General features: G+C 69.0%; 17 protein-coding genes. 5 read left to right on the top strand and 12 right to left on the bottom strand.

Translation table 11 applies throughout. The features are described from left to right. Nucleotides 1-65 precede the first annotated feature (65 nt). The 4 genes from ACJH6I_RS00200 to ACJH6I_RS00185 all read left to right on the top strand — a co-directional run bounded on the left by ACJH6I_RS00200 (nt 66) and on the right by ACJH6I_RS00185 (nt 4,729). Nucleotides 66-725: a response regulator transcription factor gene (locus ACJH6I_RS00200; protein WP_212811813.1), complete on the top strand. Its 660-nt coding sequence runs from the start codon at nt 66-68 to the stop codon at nt 723-725. Between the two features lies 1 nt (nt 726). Beyond that, the gene (locus tag ACJH6I_RS00195; RefSeq protein ID WP_212811814.1) at nt 727-2,100 is read left to right on the top strand and encodes a HAMP domain-containing sensor histidine kinase; all 1,374 of its coding nucleotides are present in this window, start codon (nt 727-729) and stop codon (nt 2,098-2,100) included. After that, the gene (locus tag ACJH6I_RS00190) at nt 2,097-3,026 is read left to right on the top strand and encodes a TAXI family TRAP transporter solute-binding subunit (RefSeq protein ID WP_212811815.1); all 930 of its coding nucleotides are present in this window, start codon (nt 2,097-2,099) and stop codon (nt 3,024-3,026) included. The genes ACJH6I_RS00195 and ACJH6I_RS00190 overlap by 4 nt, the downstream gene beginning before the upstream one ends. A gap of 104 nt (nt 3,027-3,130) precedes the next feature. Further along, the gene (locus ACJH6I_RS00185) at nt 3,131-4,729 is read left to right on the top strand and encodes an amino acid permease (protein WP_212811816.1); all 1,599 of its coding nucleotides are present in this window, start codon (nt 3,131-3,133) and stop codon (nt 4,727-4,729) included. On the opposite strand, the gene ACJH6I_RS00180 is transcribed toward ACJH6I_RS00185, so the two are convergent. The 10 genes from ACJH6I_RS00180 to ACJH6I_RS00135 all read right to left on the bottom strand — a co-directional run bounded on the left by ACJH6I_RS00180 (nt 4,730) and on the right by ACJH6I_RS00135 (nt 15,658). Further along, entirely contained in the window at nt 4,730-6,220 is a 1,491-nt protein-coding gene (locus ACJH6I_RS00180) for a cobyric acid synthase (RefSeq protein WP_318984331.1), read from the bottom strand. A gap of 1 nt (nt 6,221) precedes the next feature. Continuing rightward, the gene (gene map / locus ACJH6I_RS00175; RefSeq protein ID WP_212811818.1) at nt 6,222-7,079 is read right to left on the bottom strand and encodes a type I methionyl aminopeptidase; all 858 of its coding nucleotides are present in this window, start codon (nt 7,077-7,079) and stop codon (nt 6,222-6,224) included. Between the two features lie 25 nt (nt 7,080-7,104). Beyond that, complete coding sequence (locus ACJH6I_RS00170) at nt 7,105-7,686, bottom strand: DUF1707 domain-containing protein (RefSeq protein ID WP_212811819.1); 582 nt, start codon at nt 7,684-7,686, stop codon at nt 7,105-7,107. A gap of 35 nt (nt 7,687-7,721) precedes the next feature. Next, complete coding sequence (locus tag ACJH6I_RS00165; protein ID WP_212811820.1) at nt 7,722-9,536, bottom strand: penicillin-binding transpeptidase domain-containing protein; 1,815 nt, start codon at nt 9,534-9,536, stop codon at nt 7,722-7,724. Between the two features lie 187 nt (nt 9,537-9,723). Further along, nucleotides 9,724-10,578, bottom strand: a complete 855-nt coding sequence (locus ACJH6I_RS00160; protein ID WP_318984330.1) for a GNAT family N-acetyltransferase — start codon at nt 10,576-10,578, stop codon at nt 9,724-9,726. A gap of 71 nt (nt 10,579-10,649) precedes the next feature. Beyond that, a complete protein-coding gene (ispG, locus tag ACJH6I_RS00155) occupies nt 10,650-11,816 on the bottom strand; it encodes a flavodoxin-dependent (E)-4-hydroxy-3-methylbut-2-enyl-diphosphate synthase (protein WP_061009581.1) in 1,167 nt (388 codons plus the stop codon). A 9-nt stretch (nt 11,817-11,825) separates the two neighbouring features. Then, nucleotides 11,826-13,061: a M50 family metallopeptidase gene (locus tag ACJH6I_RS00150; RefSeq protein WP_318984329.1), complete on the bottom strand. Its 1,236-nt coding sequence runs from the start codon at nt 13,059-13,061 to the stop codon at nt 11,826-11,828. Beyond that, nucleotides 13,058-14,218, bottom strand: coding sequence for a 1-deoxy-D-xylulose-5-phosphate reductoisomerase (gene dxr, locus ACJH6I_RS00145; RefSeq protein WP_318984328.1), 1,161 nt, complete (start codon nt 14,216-14,218; stop codon nt 13,058-13,060). Before dxr ends, ACJH6I_RS00150 begins: the two co-directional genes overlap by 4 nt. A gap of 91 nt (nt 14,219-14,309) precedes the next feature. Continuing rightward, a complete protein-coding gene (locus tag ACJH6I_RS00140) occupies nt 14,310-15,110 on the bottom strand; it encodes a DUF4097 family beta strand repeat-containing protein (protein ID WP_318984327.1) in 801 nt (266 codons plus the stop codon). A 44-nt stretch (nt 15,111-15,154) separates the two neighbouring features. Next, the gene (locus ACJH6I_RS00135; RefSeq protein ID WP_212811826.1) at nt 15,155-15,658 is read right to left on the bottom strand and encodes a histidine kinase; all 504 of its coding nucleotides are present in this window, start codon (nt 15,656-15,658) and stop codon (nt 15,155-15,157) included. Between the two features lie 165 nt (nt 15,659-15,823). Between ACJH6I_RS00135 and ACJH6I_RS00130 the strand changes: the two genes are divergently transcribed. Then, a complete protein-coding gene (locus ACJH6I_RS00130) occupies nt 15,824-16,078 on the top strand; it encodes a DUF2631 domain-containing protein (protein ID WP_212811827.1) in 255 nt (84 codons plus the stop codon). A gap of 65 nt (nt 16,079-16,143) precedes the next feature. Here the strand turns inward: ACJH6I_RS00130 and ACJH6I_RS00125 are convergent, their stop codons facing one another. Both ACJH6I_RS00125 and ACJH6I_RS00120 read right to left on the bottom strand, forming a co-directional pair. Further along, a complete protein-coding gene (locus ACJH6I_RS00125; RefSeq protein WP_318984326.1) occupies nt 16,144-16,887 on the bottom strand; it encodes a YoaK family protein in 744 nt (247 codons plus the stop codon). A gap of 55 nt (nt 16,888-16,942) precedes the next feature. Beyond that, on the bottom strand, nt 16,943-17,371 hold the full coding sequence (locus tag ACJH6I_RS00120) for an FHA domain-containing protein (RefSeq protein ID WP_406774913.1): 429 nt from the start codon (nt 17,369-17,371) through the stop codon (nt 16,943-16,945). Nucleotides 17,372-17,377 lie beyond the last annotated feature (6 nt).

Raw genomic sequence — 17,377 nt, 5'->3', positions numbered from 1 at the left:
TGCACGATCCTCAGATTCACTGCGAAATCAGCGGGTTCACCGAGCCCGCGCCCTACCATCGGCCCATGCGCGTGCTGCTCGTCGAGGACGATCAGGGGGTCGCCGCTGCGCTGGTCGAGCTGCTGGAACAGACGGGGCTCACCGTCACCCACACCACCCGCGGCGACGACGCGCTCAATCGCGTCAAGGGCTGCGACCTGGTGTTACTGGATCTGGGCCTGCCCGACATGGACGGGCTGGACGTCCTTCGCACACTGCGCCGGGCATCGACCGCGCCGGTCATCATCATGACGGCACGCGACAGCGACGGCGCCGTGGTGCTGGGGCTGCGCGCCGGGGCCGACGACTACCTGGTCAAGCCCGTCCGAAAGGCGGTGCTGCTGGCCCGGATCGAGGCCGTCATGCGGCGAGTGCAGCGCAGCACCGGTCCCGTCGCGCGCCCGCCCGTGGTGGCCGGGCCGGTGACCATCGATCGCGACCGGCACGAGGTGACCGTGGCCGGCCAGACACAGGCGCTGACCAAGACCGAGTACCAGATTCTGGCCACGCTGGCTGCCCGTCAGGGTGAGGCGGTCAGCCGTGAAGAGGTGATGCTCGAGTGCTGGGGCACCGCGGTGGTGGGCCGCTCCCGGTCCCTGGATTTCTTCGTGGGCCAGATTCGGTCCAAGCTGGCCGGAATACCGCTGCACACCGTGCGTGGCTTCGGTTACCGGTTGGATCACTGACGTGGGTCTGCGGGTTCGTGCGCTGCTGATGACGCTGCTGCTCATCGCGACGGCGGCGTTGGCGATCCCGCTTGCCCTGAGCCTGGCCGACCACCGCACCAACGTGCTGCACACCGAACGCGAGCGGCAACTGACGACGCTGGCCGACGTCGCTGCCAGCGCGGGCGCACTCGACACCGAACTGGTCGAGCGTTACCACCGGGTGTACGGCGAAGGCGTGCTGATCGTCGACGCGGACGGCCGGACGCTCGCCGCCGCCGGGTTGTCGGTCACCGATCCCGGGGTGACGACGGCCGCCGAGCGCGCGCTGTCCGACGCTCCCGCCGCACCGCGGAGCCGGATCATGCCGTGGGACCGGCGACCGATGCTGCAGGCCAAGGGAATTCGGCGCAACGGCGAGCTGGTCGGAGCGGTGGTCCTGGGCGTCGACCCGGCCACCGCCGCACACGACATCACCGTGGACTGGTTGTGGATCGCGGCGGGCTGCATCGTGTTGCTCGGGGTTGCGGCCGTCACCGCGCAGAGCGTGACCCGGTGGGTGCTGCGGCCGCTGGTCGGGCTGGAGCGGGCCGTCGAGGACATGGCCGGCGGCATCGCCGGCCAGCCGGCTCACGTGTCGGGACCGCCTGAGCTGCGGCGCTTCACGTCGGCGTTCAACGCCATGGCGCAGGCGGTGCACGCCTCGCTCGATCATCAACGCCGGCTGATCGCCGACGCCTCCCACCAGTTGCGCAACCCACTGGCCGCCGTGCGGCTGCGCGCCGACACCCTCGAAGACCACGTCGCCGCATCGGGGCGCCCGACCTACGACTCGATGTCGGCGGAGCTGGACCGGTTGGAGAACCTGCTGGCCCAGTTGCTCCGCCTGGCGCGCGCCGAGGAGGCCAGCCACAGCCACCGTTCCGGTCTGGTTGCGGCAGTGCATGATTCGACAGATCTGGACAGCGTCGTCGAGCAGCGGCTGGACTTCTGGCAGACCACCGCAGACGCCGATGACCAGCGGCTGCGCTTCGAGACCGCCCACCCCCACCTCGCCGTCCAGATGCCGCGCCACGATGTCGAGCAACTCTTGGACATCGCACTGGACAACGCCTTGCGCTACTCCGGCACGGGCACCACCGTCACCGTGTCGACGGTGCCCACCGACGCCGGCATCGATCTCACCGTCAGCGACAACGGCCCCGGCCTACCCGCCGGCACCGTCGCGCAGGCGGCCACCCGGTTCTGGCGCGGGCACGACGACAGCCAGGGCACCGGCCTCGGCCTGGCCATCGCCACCGAAATCGCCGCCGCACACGGCGGATTGGCGTCGGTCGAGCGGTCCCCCGACGGCGGCCTCGCGGTCCGCTACCACCTGCCGGCGAGCAAATCATGACCCTGACCAGGCGCGCGTTCCTCGCCTCCTCTGCCGCGGCGGTCGCCGCGGCCTGCCTGCCGAACAACACCCAGGGCACCATCCGGCTGGCCGCCGGAGATCGCGGCGGCCTGTACCTCGCGGTGGGCGAGATCTTCGCCCAGCGCCTACGGGTTCGGTATCCCGGCATCACGGTCACCGTGATGCCCACCGCCGGCAGCGTCGACAATCTCGAGCTCCTGCGGTCGGGCCAGGCGGACATGGCACTCGCGCAGGCCGACGTGGTCGAGCAGCAGTTGCGAGCCCGGCCGGCCACCGATGTCCCGCCTGCGGTCGCGCGAGTCTACGAGAACTATCTGCAGCTGGTCGTCCCCGACCACTCCGCCATCCGGCAGGTGAATGACCTTGCCGGACTGACGGTTTCCACCGGACCGTCCGGCTCCGGCGTCGCGGCCATCACCACGGTGCTGTTTCGCGCGGCGAACCTGGCCGACCGGGTCCGGCGGACCGACCTGCGCCTGAACGATGCGGTGGCCGCCCTCGGCAACCACACCATCGACGCGCTGGTCTGGTCCGGCGGCATCCCCACACCCGCCATCGCCGAGCTCGACAAGACGCTGCCGCTGCGCATCCTGGACCTGACGCCGTGGGTCGCACCGATGACGGAACTGGCGTCCTACCCCTACCTGCTCCTGCGGGCGCCGATCGGCGCCTATGTGCCGTCCAGCGTGTACACCATCGGCTCCCCCGATCTGCTGCTGTGCCGGCCCGGCCTGCCGAACGCGCTGGCGGCGGCCGCGGTCGATGTCTTGGCGAACGACGCGACGCAGCTCATGCCGCCGGAAGTCCGCGGGTTGCAGTACCTGCAGCCGCCGTCGATGATCCAGACCGGCCGAATCCCGTTGCACCCCGGCGCCATCGAGGAATACCGCATCCTGCACGGCTGAGCGCGGGCCGAAACATCGCCGTAACGCCAGGACCCGTTGGCCAGCGCGAAACCCGGACTGACCCTATTGTTCTTCAACATCCGGGGGCGCCTAAGGAGGCCACAGTGCCAGAAGGACACGAAGCACTTACCGAAGACGAGCTGCTACTGGCCAAGCTCGGATACAGCCAGGAACTGCAGCGCTCCTGGTCCGGGTTCAGCAATTTCGCCATCTCGTTCTCGATCATCTCCATCCTCTCGGGGTGCTTCACCTCGTTCGGGCTGGGCTGGAACAACGGCGGACCGGCCGCGATCGCCTGGGGCTGGCCGATCGTCGCGGCATTCATCCTCGTCATCGGCCTCTGTATGTCCGAACTGGTGTCGGCCTTCCCGACCTCCGGCGGAATCTATTGGTGGGCAGCAAAACTCGGCGGCGCGAAAGCCGGCTTCTACGCCGGCTGGCTCAACCTCATCGGACTGGTGGCCATCCTCGCGTCCGTGGCCTACGGCTGCGCGACGTTCATCGACCTCACCTTGGGCACTCTCAGCGCCGATTGGCTGGCGGGATACAGCCTCACCCGGACCTTCGTCATCTTCGTTGCGATCCTGGGCATCTCGGCGCTGATCAACATCTTCTCCAGCCATCTGCTGGCGATCATCAACAACGTCTCCGTATGGTGGCACGTCTTCGGCGCGGCCGCGGTCATCGGCATCCTGATCTTCGTACCGACTCACCACGCGAGTTTCTCGGACGTCTTCGCCAAGACGATCAACAACAGCGGCATGTTCGGCGGCGCCACCTCGGGCGCCGGTTGGCTGTTGGCGGTGCTGCCGATCTCGGTGATCCTCACGCAGTACACGATCACCGGCTACGACGCGTCGGCACACCTGTCGGAGGAAACCAAGAGCGCGGCGGGTGCGGCCGCCAAGGGCATCTGGCGGTCCATCTTCTACTCGGCCGTCGGCGGCTGGATCCTCTTGCTGGCCTTCCTGTTTGCCGTCCAGGATTCCGACGCGGTATCCAAGGGCGGCGGCGCGGTGGCCGCCATCTTCAACCAGGCCATGAGTTCGAACTGGGCGACGGCAGTGCTGTTCATCTCGACAGCCGGCCAGTTCTTCTGCGCCGTCGCCTGCCAGACCAGCGCATCCCGGATGCTGTTCGCGTTCAGCCGGGACCGCGCGGTACCCGGCCATCGGTGGTGGTCGGAGGTCAACAAGCACCGGGTGCCGACACACAGCGTCACGATCACCGCGGTCGTGGCCGCCGCACTCACCCTGCCGGCCCTGGTCAAGGTCGACATCAACGGCACGCCCACTCCGGTGGCGTTCTACGCCGTCGTCTCCATCGGGGTCGTCGGGGTCTACCTGTGCTTCGCGGTGCCGATCTACTACCGCTGGCGTGCCGGCGATGAATTCCAAACGGGCAGTTGGAATCTGCGCGGCCACCATCGCTGGATGGCGCCGGTGGCGCTGGCCGAGATCACGATCACCTCGATCATCGCGATGTTCCCGACATCCCTCGGCGGCGTGCCGTGGGACCCGAGTTTCGAGTGGAAGTTCGTGAACTACACGCCGTTGCTGGTCGGTGGCGTCCTGGTCTTGCTCTACATCTACTGGCACGTGTCGGTGAAGAACTGGTTCACCGGCCCCATCAAGCAGGTCGAGGAGCCCATAGAACCGACGGCGCCGACAGCACCGGCCGAGCCCGTGGGCGAGCCGAGCTGATCACGCGAGCAGGCTGCCGGTGATCACCGGCCGCGCCGGCGCACCGGACTCGACGAGCTTCAGCACCGCGTCGACATCCACATGTGCGGCAAGCAGATCGGCCATCACGTCGAGTTGCGCGTCGCGCAACGCAGCGACGTTCACGTCGTCGGCCACGACGAACCCGTCCTTGCCACAGCCCGTGGCGACCTCGGTGAGCCAGGCCCGCCGCACGGCGTCGTTGTCGAGCAGCCCGTGCCAGTGGGTGCCGTACACCTGACCCCGCCGGATGCCGACCCCCAGCCAGTCCGGCTCGGCGCACCGCGCGACCCGGCCGTGGTGAATCTCGTAGCCGTACAACGGGGTGTCCCAGTGTTTCAGGGTCTTGTCGGCGTCGAACTCGATGTCGGCATCCAGCAGACCCAGTCCGGGCACCCGGCCCGCGCCGGACTCGACGGTGTCGTGGATCGTCGTGCACAGCATCTGGAACCCGCCGCAGACGCCGAGCACCGCATGCCCCGACCGGGCATGCGCGACAACGGCTTCGGCGAGTCCACGGTCGCGCAACCAGTTCAGGTCGGAGACCGTCGCCTTGCTCCCGGGCAGCACCACCACATCGGCGCCGGCCAGTTCGGCCGCGGTGTCGACCCAGCGGACGTGCACCCCCGGCTCGCAGGCAAGGGCCTCGACGTCGGTGGAGTTCGAGATGCGGGGCAGACGCACGGCGGCCACGGTCAGGACATCCCGCCCCCGCGGCGCCGTCGGCCGGCCCAGCCGCCCGCGTGGCGTGACCGACAGCGAGTCCTCGGCGTCGAGCCACAGATTGTCGCAATACGGGATCACGCCGTAGGTCGGGCGGCCGGTGAGCGACTCCAGTTGCCGCAGGCCGGGTTCCAGCAGCGCCGGGTCGCCCCGGAACTTGTTGACGAGGAATCCCGCGATCAGTTTCTGGTCCGCGGGTTCGAGTACCGCCACCGTGCCGTACAGGTGCGCCAGCAGCCCGCCGCGGTCGATGTCGCCGACGACGACCACCGGCAGGTTCGCGGCGCGGGCCAGGCCCATGTTGGCCACGTCGGTGGCGCGCAGGTTGATCTCGGCGGGCGAGCCCGCGCCTTCGCAGATCACCACATCGAATTCGCTTCGCAGCGCGGCCAATTCGTCGGCCACGACGCCGGCCAGCTGCGTCCGGCGGGTGAAGTAGTCCCCCGCCGCCACCGTGCCGGCGACGACGCCGCGCACCACGAGTTGTGACGTCCGGTCCCCGCCCGGCTTGAGCAGGACCGGGTTGAACCGCACGCTCGGCGCCAGCCCGGCCGCCCGGGCCTGCATCGCCTGCGCCCGGCCGATCTCGCCGCCCTCGACCGTCACGGCCGAGTTGTTGGACATGTTCTGGGCCTTGAACGGCGCGACCCGCACGCCCTTGCGGGCCAGCAGCCGGCACAGGCCGGCCACCACCATCGACTTACCGGCGTCCGATGTGGTGCCGGCGACCAGCAGAGCCCCGCCGGTCACATCACGGCAGGGTCAGGATTTCGGCGCCGTCGTCGGTCACCACGAGGGTGTGCTCGAACTGCGCCGTCCACTTCTTGTCCACGGTCGCGACGGTCCAGTCGTCGTCCCAGATCTCGTAGTCCAGCGAGCCGAGATTGATCATCGGCTCGATGGTGAAGGTCATACCCGGCTCCAGCACGGTGTCGACCTCGGGCTTGTCGTAGTGCAGCACGATCAGGCCGTTGTGGAACGTCTCGCCGATGCCGTGCCCGGTGAAGTCGCGAACCACGTTGTAGCCGAATCGGTTTGCGTACGACTCGATGACGCGGCCGATCACCGACAGCTGCCGCCCCGGCTTGACGGCCTTGATGGCCCGCATGGTGGCTTCGTGGGTGCGCTCGACCAGCAGCCGGTGCTCCTCGGACACGTCACCGGCCAGGAAGGTGGCGTTGGTGTCACCGTGCACGCCGTCCTTGTAGGCGGTGACGTCGATGTTGACGATGTCACCGTCCTCGATCACCGTCGAATCGGGGATGCCGTGGCAGATGATCTCGTTCAGCGAGGTGCAGCAGGACTTGGGAAAACCCTTGTAGCCCAGCGTCGACGGGTACGCGCCGTGGTCGAGCATGTACTCGTGCGCCACCCGGTCCAGGTGGTCGGTCGTGACGCCGGGCGCGACGGCCTTGCCGGCCTCGGCGAGCGCCTGGGCCGCGATGCGGCCGGCGACGCGCATCTTCTCGATCACCTCGGGCGTCTGCACCCAGGGCTCGCTGCCTTCGCGCACCGTCGGCTTCCACGCGTACTCGGGGCGCGGGATCGACTTGGGCACCGGCAGGGTCGGAGACACCTCGCCGGGGCGAAGCGCGGTTCGAACAGACATCGTCCCAGCTTAGCGAGCGCCGGAGTTATCGGTCGCCGCGGCCGAACCACGTCCGGCGCGGCCCGCGGATATCGACCGACCCGAAGACCACCCGCCCGGTGAGGATGACGTGCGGGGTGCCGTCGGCGGGCGCGTCCTTGCGATGGTCGGTGGCACTGCCGACCGCCACCTCGACGTCGTCGATGGAGGCGCTGGCACCCTCGGGCAGCCGGAGATCCAGAGAGCTGAACTTGAGATCGAGTTCGATGACCACGATTGGCCCGCCGAACCGGGCCCGGGTCAGGTCCAGGTCGATCGAGCCGACGCGGCGGACCAGCGCGAGCCGGGTCGGCACGACCCACTCACCCTGTCGCTTGAGCGACCCCATGACACCGCGCAGCTCGACGCGGTCGGCCGAGCCCGTCACGATCGCGTTGGGCGCGGGCAGGTCGCCGACCAGCACCGCCAGCTCGCCCTGCTGACGGGCAAGAGCGACCAGCGCGGACCGCTCGGAGAACTCGTCCATGTCGATGAGCCCCAGGGCCACCGCGTTGTGCAGCCGCCGGAGCGTGCCGTTGCGGTCGGCGTCGGAGACGCGCAGGACCGCGATCTCGTCGCTGTTGGTCACCCAAACAGGCTACTCATGTCAGGGGCTGGCTTCGGTCAGGCCAGGTAATCGGGCGGCAGGCCCTTGAACATGTCCCGGCACATCCGGACCGCCGTCTCCGACCCGCCACCGCCGACGATGAGGGCCGCGAAGGCCATGTCACCGCGGTAGCCGGCGAACCAGGCGTGCGAACCACCCTGGAACTCGGCTTCCCCGGTCTTGCCGCGCACGTCGCCGCTGCCGCGCAGATCCTTGGCTGTGCCGTTGGTCACCACCAGCTGCATCATGGGCCGTAGACCGTCGACCATCTTGGGCGTGATCGGCGCCGTATTGCCGGAGACGGTAGTCGGGCGGCCTTCGATCAGCCGCGGGAGCGGGGTCTTTCCGGCCGCGACCGTCGCCGCCGCCAGTGCCATGCCGAACGGGCTGACCACCACCTTGCCCTGGCCGAAGCCGTCCTCGGTGCGCTCGGCCAGGTTCACGGTGGGCGGCACCTTCCCGGTGACGGTGTCGATGCCGGCGACCTGGTAGTCGGCGCCGATGCCGTACTGCGCGGCTGCGTTCGTCAGGGCGCGCGGCGGCATCCGGCTGGCCAGTTCGGCGAAGGTCGTGTTGCACGAGTTCGCGAAGGCCCTCGACATCGGGACGACGCCGAGGTCGAACCGGTCGTAGTTCGGGATGGTGCGATGCCCGATGTCGATGGTGCCGGGGCAGCCGAGCAGCGTGTTGGGCCCGGCCATGTCGGTCTCGATGGCAGCGCCGGCGGTGACCATCTTGAACGTCGACCCGGGCGGGTAGAGGCCCATGGTGGCGGTGGGGCCGTCGGCGTCGGCGGCCGCGTTCTGGGCCACGGCCAGGATTTCGCCGGTCGACGGCTTGATGGCGACGATCATCGCCTTGCGGCCCACCATGTTCACCGCATCCTGGGCCGCGTTCTGCACGTTGCGGTCCAGGCTGATGGTGATCGACGGGGCCGGCTTACCCGGGACCTCGTTCAGGACGTCGATGTCGGCGCCGTTCTGGTTGACGCTGACGACGCGCCAACCCGGCTGGCCGACCAGCTGATCGGCGACCTGCTTCTTGACCTCGGTGACGATGGCCGGCGCGAATCGGGGATCGGTGGGGACCATCTCCGGCTGCGGGGTGATCACCACACCGGGCAGATGGCCGAGCAACCCCGACACCTTGTCGTTGTCCTCGCGGCGCAGGGTGATCAGGTTGAGCGGTCCGGTGGACGAGCTGGCCTGTTCGGCGAGCCGCTGGGCGTCCATGGTGTTGTCGAACTGCCGCAGCACGTCGGCGACCACGCGGGAGGTCCGCATCAGCTCGCCCGCCGCGGACCGGGCGTTCAGCGCGTAGTTGTAGTGGTACCCCGGTACCAGAACGTTCGTGCCGCCGAGTTCGTTGACCGAGGCGCGGATCGGCTGGTCGGCGCGCAGCTGAAAGCTCTGGTGCTCCCCCAGGTTGGGATGCAAATCCGTGCTGCCCCAACGGACTTGCCACCGGCCGTCCTGCCGGATCATGTTGAGCTGTCCGGTGTAGGCCCAGGTGCGATCCTTGGGCAGGTGCCAGGTGTACCGGTAGGTGATCTTGCCGGTGTCCTGGGTGTACTTGGAGCCGAGCACCTGCGCGTCGAGCTTGGTTGCCTGCAGGCCGGACCAGGCCTGGTTGATCGCGGTGCGGGCCTCGTTGGGCTTGTCGGACAGGTCGGCGGCGGCACCGGTGTCGCCGCGGCCGAGCGCGGCGAAGAACGCCTGCGCGGTGGGCTCGGGGCCGTTGGGCTTCGGGGTGCAGGCCGTCATCGCTCCTGCGACCGCCACCACCGACAACAACGCGGCCGAGCGTGAAACGGATGATGTGTGCGTTGCCATTGGGGCTGATGTTAGAAGTGTGACCAGCCCGTGGCATGGAGGCACACCGAGATACAACCGTGACAGTTTTGTGAGCTACGTCGGATTGCGAGCCTTGCCGGCCCCCGGCGGGCGACCTCGAGATCGACGTTCCACACCGCCCGGCCGGCGTGTCGCGTGCCCAACGCGCATGTCGGGCGCGAAAACGTCAGTCCAGCAACACGGTGGCGTACGTACCCAGCTGGCTGAACCCGATACGCCGGTAGATCGCCCGAGCCGGGGCGTTGAAATCGTTGACGTAGAGGCTGGGCGTCCGGCCGCTGCGCAGCACCGCCGACGCCAAGCTTGCCGTGCCGGCGGCACCGAGACCGCGGCCACGCCAGTCCGGGTGTACCCACACACCCTGGATCTGACCGACCCGCGACGTCTGGGCGCCGATCTCCGCCTTGAACACGACCTGGCCGTCCTCGAACCGCGCCCAGGCCCGGCCCGCGGCGATCAGCCCCGCCAGCCGGCGGCGGTAGCCGCGGCCGCCGTCGCCCATCCGCGGGTCGACACCCACCTCACCGATGAACATGTCCACTGCCGCAACGACATACGCGTCCAGCTCGCCCATCCGGACCGGGCGCACCGCGGGGTCGACGGGGCACTGCGGAGCGTCGGACAGAGTCAGCAGCGGCTGGCAGTCGCGGACCTCGCGGGCCGGGCCCCACACCTGGGCCAGCTGCTGCCACATCGGCAGCACCAACTCGGCGCGGCCCACGAGCGACGAACACCGCCGCGGCGCACTCATGACCTTGTCGGCGAACACCATCATGTCGGCCGCGGTACCCCGCATCGGAATCAGGTTCACCCCGGCGAAGCACAGCGACTCGGCGGGCCGGCTACGCGTCCACAGCTCACCGCCGATGGCCACCGGATCGAGGCCGTGGTCGCCGACGCGAGCCGCCACCATGCAGGTGCCGACCGGATCCTCGTCGAAGACCTGCTGCACCTGGGCGACCTCGCGCACCACTGAGATCCGGCGCGCATCTGCGATCCGGAACAGCGGAGGAGCCGACATTCACCGACCTTCTGCGAGTGTGACCTGGTTGCTAGTTGGGGCTGTCCGTGACCGTAGTCACAGAACTGTGCTCAGCTTACGGTTACGACGGGCGAACCGCTCGCATCGGTTCCCGACTCGGCGGCGATTCGCATCGCCTCTTCGATCAGGGTCTCGACGATCTGCGACTCGGGCACGGTCTTGATCACCTCGCCGCGCACGAAAATCTGGCCCTTGCCATTGCCGGACGCCACGCCGAGGTCCGCCTCGCGTGCCTCGCCCGGCCCGTTGACGACGCAGCCCATGACCGCGACGCGCAGCGGCACGTCGAGCCCGTCGAGGCCCGCCGATACCGCGTTCGCGAGCTTGTAGACGTCCACCTGGGCACGTCCGCAGGACGGGCACGACACGATCTCCAGGCCGCGGGGCCGCAGGTTCAGCGACTCCAGGATCTGGTTACCGACCTTGACCTCTTCCACCGGCGGTGCGGACAGGGACACCCGGATGGTGTCGCCGATGCCCTCGCTCAGCAGCGCCCCGAACGCGACGGCGCTCTTGATGGTCCCCTGGAACGCCGGACCGGCCTCGGTCACGCCGAGGTGCAGCGGGTAGTCGCACTTCGCGGCCAGCTGCCGGTAGGCCTCGACCATGATCACCGGGTCGTTGTGCTTGACGCTGATCTTGATGTCACCGAAGCCGTGTTCCTCGAACAGCGAGGCCTCCCACAGCGCCGACTCGACGAGCGCCTCCGGGGTCGCCTTGCCGTACTTCTCGAGCAGCCGCGGGTCCAGCGAACCGGCGTTGACGCCGATGCGGATCGGGATGCCGGCAGCACCGGCGGCCTTGGCGACCTCCTTGACCCGGCCGTCGAACTCCTTGATGTTGCCCGGGTTCACGCGCACCGCGGCGCAGCCGGCGTCGATCGCCGCGAAGATGTACTTGGGCTGGAAGTGGATGTCGGCGATCACCGGAATCTGGCTGTGGCGAGCGATCTCTGCCAGCGCGTCGGCGTCCTCCTGCCGCGGACAGGCCACGCGCACGATGTCGCAACCGGACGCCGTCAGCTCGGCGATCTGCTGCAGCGTGGCGTTCACGTCGTGGGTCTTCGTGGTGCACATCGACTGCACCGCGATCGGGTAGTCGCTGCCGACGCCGACGTCGCGCACCATCAGCTGACGAGTCTTGCGGCGCGGCGCCAGGGTCGGCGGGGCCGGCGGTTCACTGCCGACACCCGGCATACCCAAACCGATGGAGGTCATCACGGTCTCCTACTGGAAGATTCGAATGGGGTTCACAAGGTCTGCCGTCACGGTCAGCAGCATGTAGCCGCCGATCACCACCAGCACGACGTAGGTGGCAGGCATCAGCTTGAGGTAGTTCACGGGCGCCGCGGCGACTTTGCCACGGGACGCGCGAATCATATTGCGCAGCTTCTCGAAGACCGCGACCGCGATGTGTCCACCGTCGAACGGCAGCAGCGGCAGCAGGTTCACCGCGCCCAGCACGAAGTTCAGCTGCGCCAGGAAGAACCAGAACATCACCCACAGGCCGCGGTCGACGGTGTCGCCGCCGATGATGCTGGCCCCGACGACGCTGATCGGGGTCTCCTTGTCGCGCTCGCCGCCGCCGATCGACTGAATCAGGGCACCGACCTTGGTCGGGATCTTCGCCAGCGACTTGCCCAGTTCGACGGCCAGATCGCCGGTGAAGGTGAACGTCGCGGGCACCGCGGTCAGCACGTTGTACTGCGTCGGTCCGGGCTGCGGCGCCGCGGTCACGCCGATGGCGCCGACCTGTGTCGCAGTCGCGGCTTCCTTGTCGGTGAACCGCTGTGTCTGCTCGACGTTGACGGTGGTGGTGAACGTCTGGCCACCGCGTTCGTAGACGACCGGGACAGTGCCGCTCAGCCCGCGGATGGCCTTCGCCATCTCCTCGAAGGTGCTGACCGGCTTGTCGCCGACCTTGACCACGGTGTCACCGGCCTTCAGGCCCGCCGCCGCGGCGGGGCCGGCGCCCGGGTGCGGGCACGGCCCGAACAGGTTGTCCCCCGTCTTGGTGATCTGCGGTGCCACACAGGCGGTCTCACCGATCACCGCGGTCGTCGTCGGGTGCAGGTTGGGCAGGCCCCACGTGACGGCGATGCCGTAGATCAGCACCAGGCCGATGATGAAGTTCATCGCGGGTCCGGCGAACAGGACGGCGACGCGCTTCCACACCTTCTGCTTGTACATCGCGTAGGGCTCGTCCTGCGGCGCGATCTCGTCGACCGACGTCATGCCCGCGATGTCGCAGAAGCCGCCCAACGGCACGGCCTTGAGGCCGTATTCGGTGGTGCCGAGCCGGTTGGGCCGGTGCGTGGACCACAGCGTCGGGCCGAAGCCGACGAAGTACCGCCGCACCTTCATCCCGGTGGCCCGGGCGACCCACATGTGACCGCACTCGTGCAGGGCCACCGAGACCAGAATGGCCAGCGCGAAGAGCGCAATACCGATCACGAACATCATCGGGCGGGCACAACCTCCTGTGCGACGATGCGCCGTGCCCGGTCCCGGGCCCAATCCTGCGCATCGAGTACGTCATCCACGGTACTGGGTTCGGCGGCCCATTGATCCGCAGCGCCCAGCACTTCAGCAACGGTCCGCACGATCGCCGGGAACGTGATCCGGCCGTCGAGGAACGCGGCCGCGGCCTCTTCGTTGGCGGCGTTGTAGACCGCGGTCAGGCAACCGCCGCGGGTACCCGCCTCGCGGGCCAGCCGGACCGCCGGGAAGACGTCGTCGTCCAGTGGCTCGAACTCCCAGGTCGACGCCGTGGTCCAGTCGCACGCCGAGGCGGCGCCCGGGACGCGGGCCGGCCAGCCCAGCGCCAGCGCGATGGGCAGCTTCATGTCGGGCGGGCTGGCCTGCGCGAGCGTCGAGCCGTCGGTGAACGTGACCATCGAATGCACGATGGACTGCGGGTGCACTACGACGTCGATGCGGTCGTAGTCGATGCCGAACAGCAGGTGGGTCTCGATGAGCTCGAGCCCCTTGTTGACCAGCGACGCCGAGTTCAGGGTGTTCATCGGGCCCATGGACCAGGTCGGGTGGGCACCGGCCTGCTCGGGCGTGACGGCCTCGAGGTCCTTGGCCGCCCAACCGCGGAACGGTCCGCCCGACGCGGTGAGCACCAGGCGGGCCACTTCGTCGGCGGTGCCACCGCGCAGGCACTGGGCCAGCGCCGAATGTTCGGAGTCGACGGGCACGATCTGGCCGGGCTGCGCCGCTTTGAGCACCAGCGGGCCGCCGGCGACGAGCGATTCCTTGTTCGCGAGGGCAAGCCGGGCACCCGAGTGCAGTGCGGCCAGCGTCGGCTTCAAACCGAGCGCGCCGACCAGAGAGTTGAGGACGACGTCGGCCTCGGTGTCCTCGACCAGCCGAGTGGCGGCGTCGTCACCCGCGTAGGTGACGTCGCCGATGCGCTCGGCCGCGGCGGGGTCGGCAACGGCGATGTTGGTGACGCCGGTCTCGGCGCGCTGCCGGGCCAGCAGTTCGGCGTTGCCGCCGCCGGCCGCCAGGCCGACGATCTCGAACCGGTCGGGGTTGGCGGCGATCACCTCCAGCGCCTGGGTACCGATCGACCCGGTACTGCCGAGCACCAGGACTCGTAGCCGCTCACTCACGTCTCTATTGTGCCGCCCCGGCCTGGCTTCGGCGCCGTCGGTGGCACATCCAGATCAGCAATGACGGATCGCCGCGAAGAGGCGTACCGCGTCAGGCAGGCACGGTCGTGGCGCGGCGGATGGTGATGTCGCCCGAGGCGGTGCGGCCGTGCACGGTCAGCCGCGAGTCGTCGTGCTCGGGGCCCGCGGCGGGAGTCAGGTCGCTGCGCACGGTCCCCGACCGGCTGTCCAGATCGAGGTTCGCGGCGGTCCCCTGGGCCACGCCGACCTCGACTTCGCCGCTGGCGGTCGCGGCGGAGATCGACCCCGACTCGGCGCCGGCGACGGTCAGCGATCCGGATGCGGTCCGGCTGTGCACGCTCCCGCGCAAGGTCCCGACGGTCGCCGAACCGCTGGCCGCCTGGAACTTCAGGCCGCCGTCGAGGCCGTCGATCGACAGCTCCCCCGACGCCGTGGCTACATTCGCGTTGCCCACCACGCGACGAGCGGCAACGTCACCGGAAGCGGTGGCGGCCTTGATGTTTCCCTCGACAGCGTCGAGGGCGGCGCTGCCACTGGCGGCGTCGAACCGGCAGTCGCCGATCGTTCCGTCGACTCGCAGGTCCGCTGACGACACCGCGACAGCGAGCCTCGACAGCGACGGCACCGCGATGTCGACGTTGACCGCGCCGCGCGACAGCGACAACAGTTTCTTGCCCACGGTCACCGTCAGCGCGCCCTTGGCGAAATCGATGTGCGCCTGCTCGGCCGCTCGGACGTCGGCGGCCCGCAGCGGGTCACGCGGCGTCACGCGCACCTCGGTGTCAGCGCGGTCGGCGGCGGTGATGCGCACCGCGCCGGCACCCAGTTCGATCGTGGCGGTGATGGGTCCGGGCGTGGGAAAGGTTCGCATTGTGGTCTCCGATCGATGGATGGGTTTTCTTCGGTTCGGCGTCGTCAGCGGACCCAGCCGGTGACGGTGTTGCCGCGCTTCCGGTCACGTGGCGCCGGCCCGCCGAGCGCCGCTCCGACCGCGCGAACCAGCCAGGCGTTGACCGACAGGCCGTCACGCCGGGCGGCGGCGTCCACGCCGCTGCGCAGCCCCTCGGGCAGCCGGAGGGTGACGCGCCACGTGCCGCCGTCGTCGCCGGCCGGGACTGCGGCGTCCCCGTCAGGCAGCTCCGCATCGGCGCCGGCACTGCGTGGATCGGCTTCGGCCGGCAGCCCGGTCACGGCGAATTCCGGGTCTCGACCGCGCAGGCGCACGTCGACCGACGCGGGCGCCAGCTCGCGGGTGATGTGCTCGGCCGCCTCCGACAGCGCCTCGAGCAGCGCGAGCCGCAAGGCGGAGTCCAGCGGCGCGGTCAGCCGTTCGGCGAGTTCAGCGGCTTCCTCGCCGCCGGCCGCAGCGGCGATTTCCAACTCCAGCCGAACCCCGTCGACATACGGTTGCAGATCCATGACACCAATATGACACCATTGTGGTGTCACAACAAGCGTCATTTTGCCGCCACACATCGCGGCGCCCGCGCCGACGACACCCACCCGCAGCGCTCCTCCGCACGAATACGACCGAGCGTCGTATGTAAGAATGTCGGCAATCCACCGGATCGTTAAGGAGTAGCCGTGGCCACCACCGAGGTCGAACGAAGCACCGGAGTCGACGTCGAGGACGTCCCCTCTGCCGAGTGGGGCTGGTCCAAGATGAACCGCGGCGTGATTCAGGCCGGTGGCATCCTGTCGGCCATCTTCCTGCTGGTGATGCTGCGCGGTAACCACGTCGGCCACGTCGAGGACGCCTGGCTGATCGGCTTCGCCATCCTGATCATGGTGATCGTCGTGCGCGGCTGGTGGCTGCGTCGTCGCGGCTGGATCCGCTGACCTCGATCTTTTACGGCAAAGGCCACGAACTCTCGCGAGTTCGTGGCCTTTGTCGTTGACGCGTTCTAGGCGGCGGCCTCGGGCTCCCGGTGCCGCTTGTCCGAATGGAAGAACGTCACGAGTGTCGTTGCGCCACAGATCAATCCGACGGTGCCGATCAGCTGCGGGCCGGTGAGGCGGTCGGCGAGCCCGCCACCCACGCCCGCGCCGATCATGAACGACCCCAGCAGGGCGAGATAGCCGAGCCAGTCGTAGACGGTGCCGTTGCCGCAGATGTGGCGTTCCAGCCCCTGTCCCAGCTTGACGACCGTGCCGGTGACGTAGCTGAGCGGTACCGCTACCTCACCGTTCTTGACGAAGCTGGTGTTCAGCGCGCCCACCGAGAAACAGATGATCAGGATTCCGGTGAAGTTGACGTCCTCGTAGTACCAGCCGTCCTCATAGAGCTCGACGACCGACGCCACCAACAGGCCAACGGTCACCAGGGCCGTCGCGCCGTGCGGATGGTTCTGCCAGTACTTGCGCCGCAGGACCGACGCCACGAAGACCCCCGCGAGGAAGCAGGCCATCAACCACAAGGCCGCCTGCGGCCCGGCTCCGGACACCTTCTGCCGTTCGGCGACGTCGAACCAGCCGAGCACGGCCCGTTCGGTGTTGCCCGTCATGAACGTGACGAAGTATCCGGCGCTGTGCAGGAACGCGACCGCGCCGATCATGCCGGCCAACCACGACAGCAGCCACGACAACCGTGCCTCCGGTCCGATCGCGGCTTCCTTGCTCACAACCCTGTCGGGCGACTGCTCATCCACCGGCACATTATGTACGGCACGGATCGACGGACGGCCCCGATCGGTGCCGGCGCGGTCACCGGCCTTGGGGCAGGCAGGTGAAGCTGAGCCGGAACTTACCGATCTGGATTTCGTCGCCGCTGGTGAGCGGGAGGGACTGAACCTGGGTCCCGTTGACGTAGGTGCCATTCAGGCTGCCGGCGTCGATGATCCAGTATTCGTCGTCGAGCCAACGGATTTCAGCGTGGGTGCGGCTGACGGTGACGTCGTCGAGAAAGACGGCGCTGTCGGGGTGCCGGCCGGCGGCGACGACATCGTCGGCGAGCAGGAACTGACCGCCGGGACCGGGGCCGCGGGTGATCACCAGGACACCCGAGCCCGGCACCACCTCGGACGCTTTCCGTTGCGCGGCATGGCCGTTGGCGCGCTCGTCGATCACGCGGTGGATGGCGGTGGTGTGGACGGTGACGTCGTCGCTGGGCCGCGCGTGGTCGGTCAGGCTCATCTCGGG

Origin of the sequence: Mycobacterium sp. SMC-13 (genome assembly GCF_045311035.1) — a bacterium.
GTDB lineage: Bacteria > Actinomycetota > Actinomycetes > Mycobacteriales > Mycobacteriaceae > Mycobacterium.
This window is presented reverse-complemented; position numbering and strand designations above follow the sequence as displayed.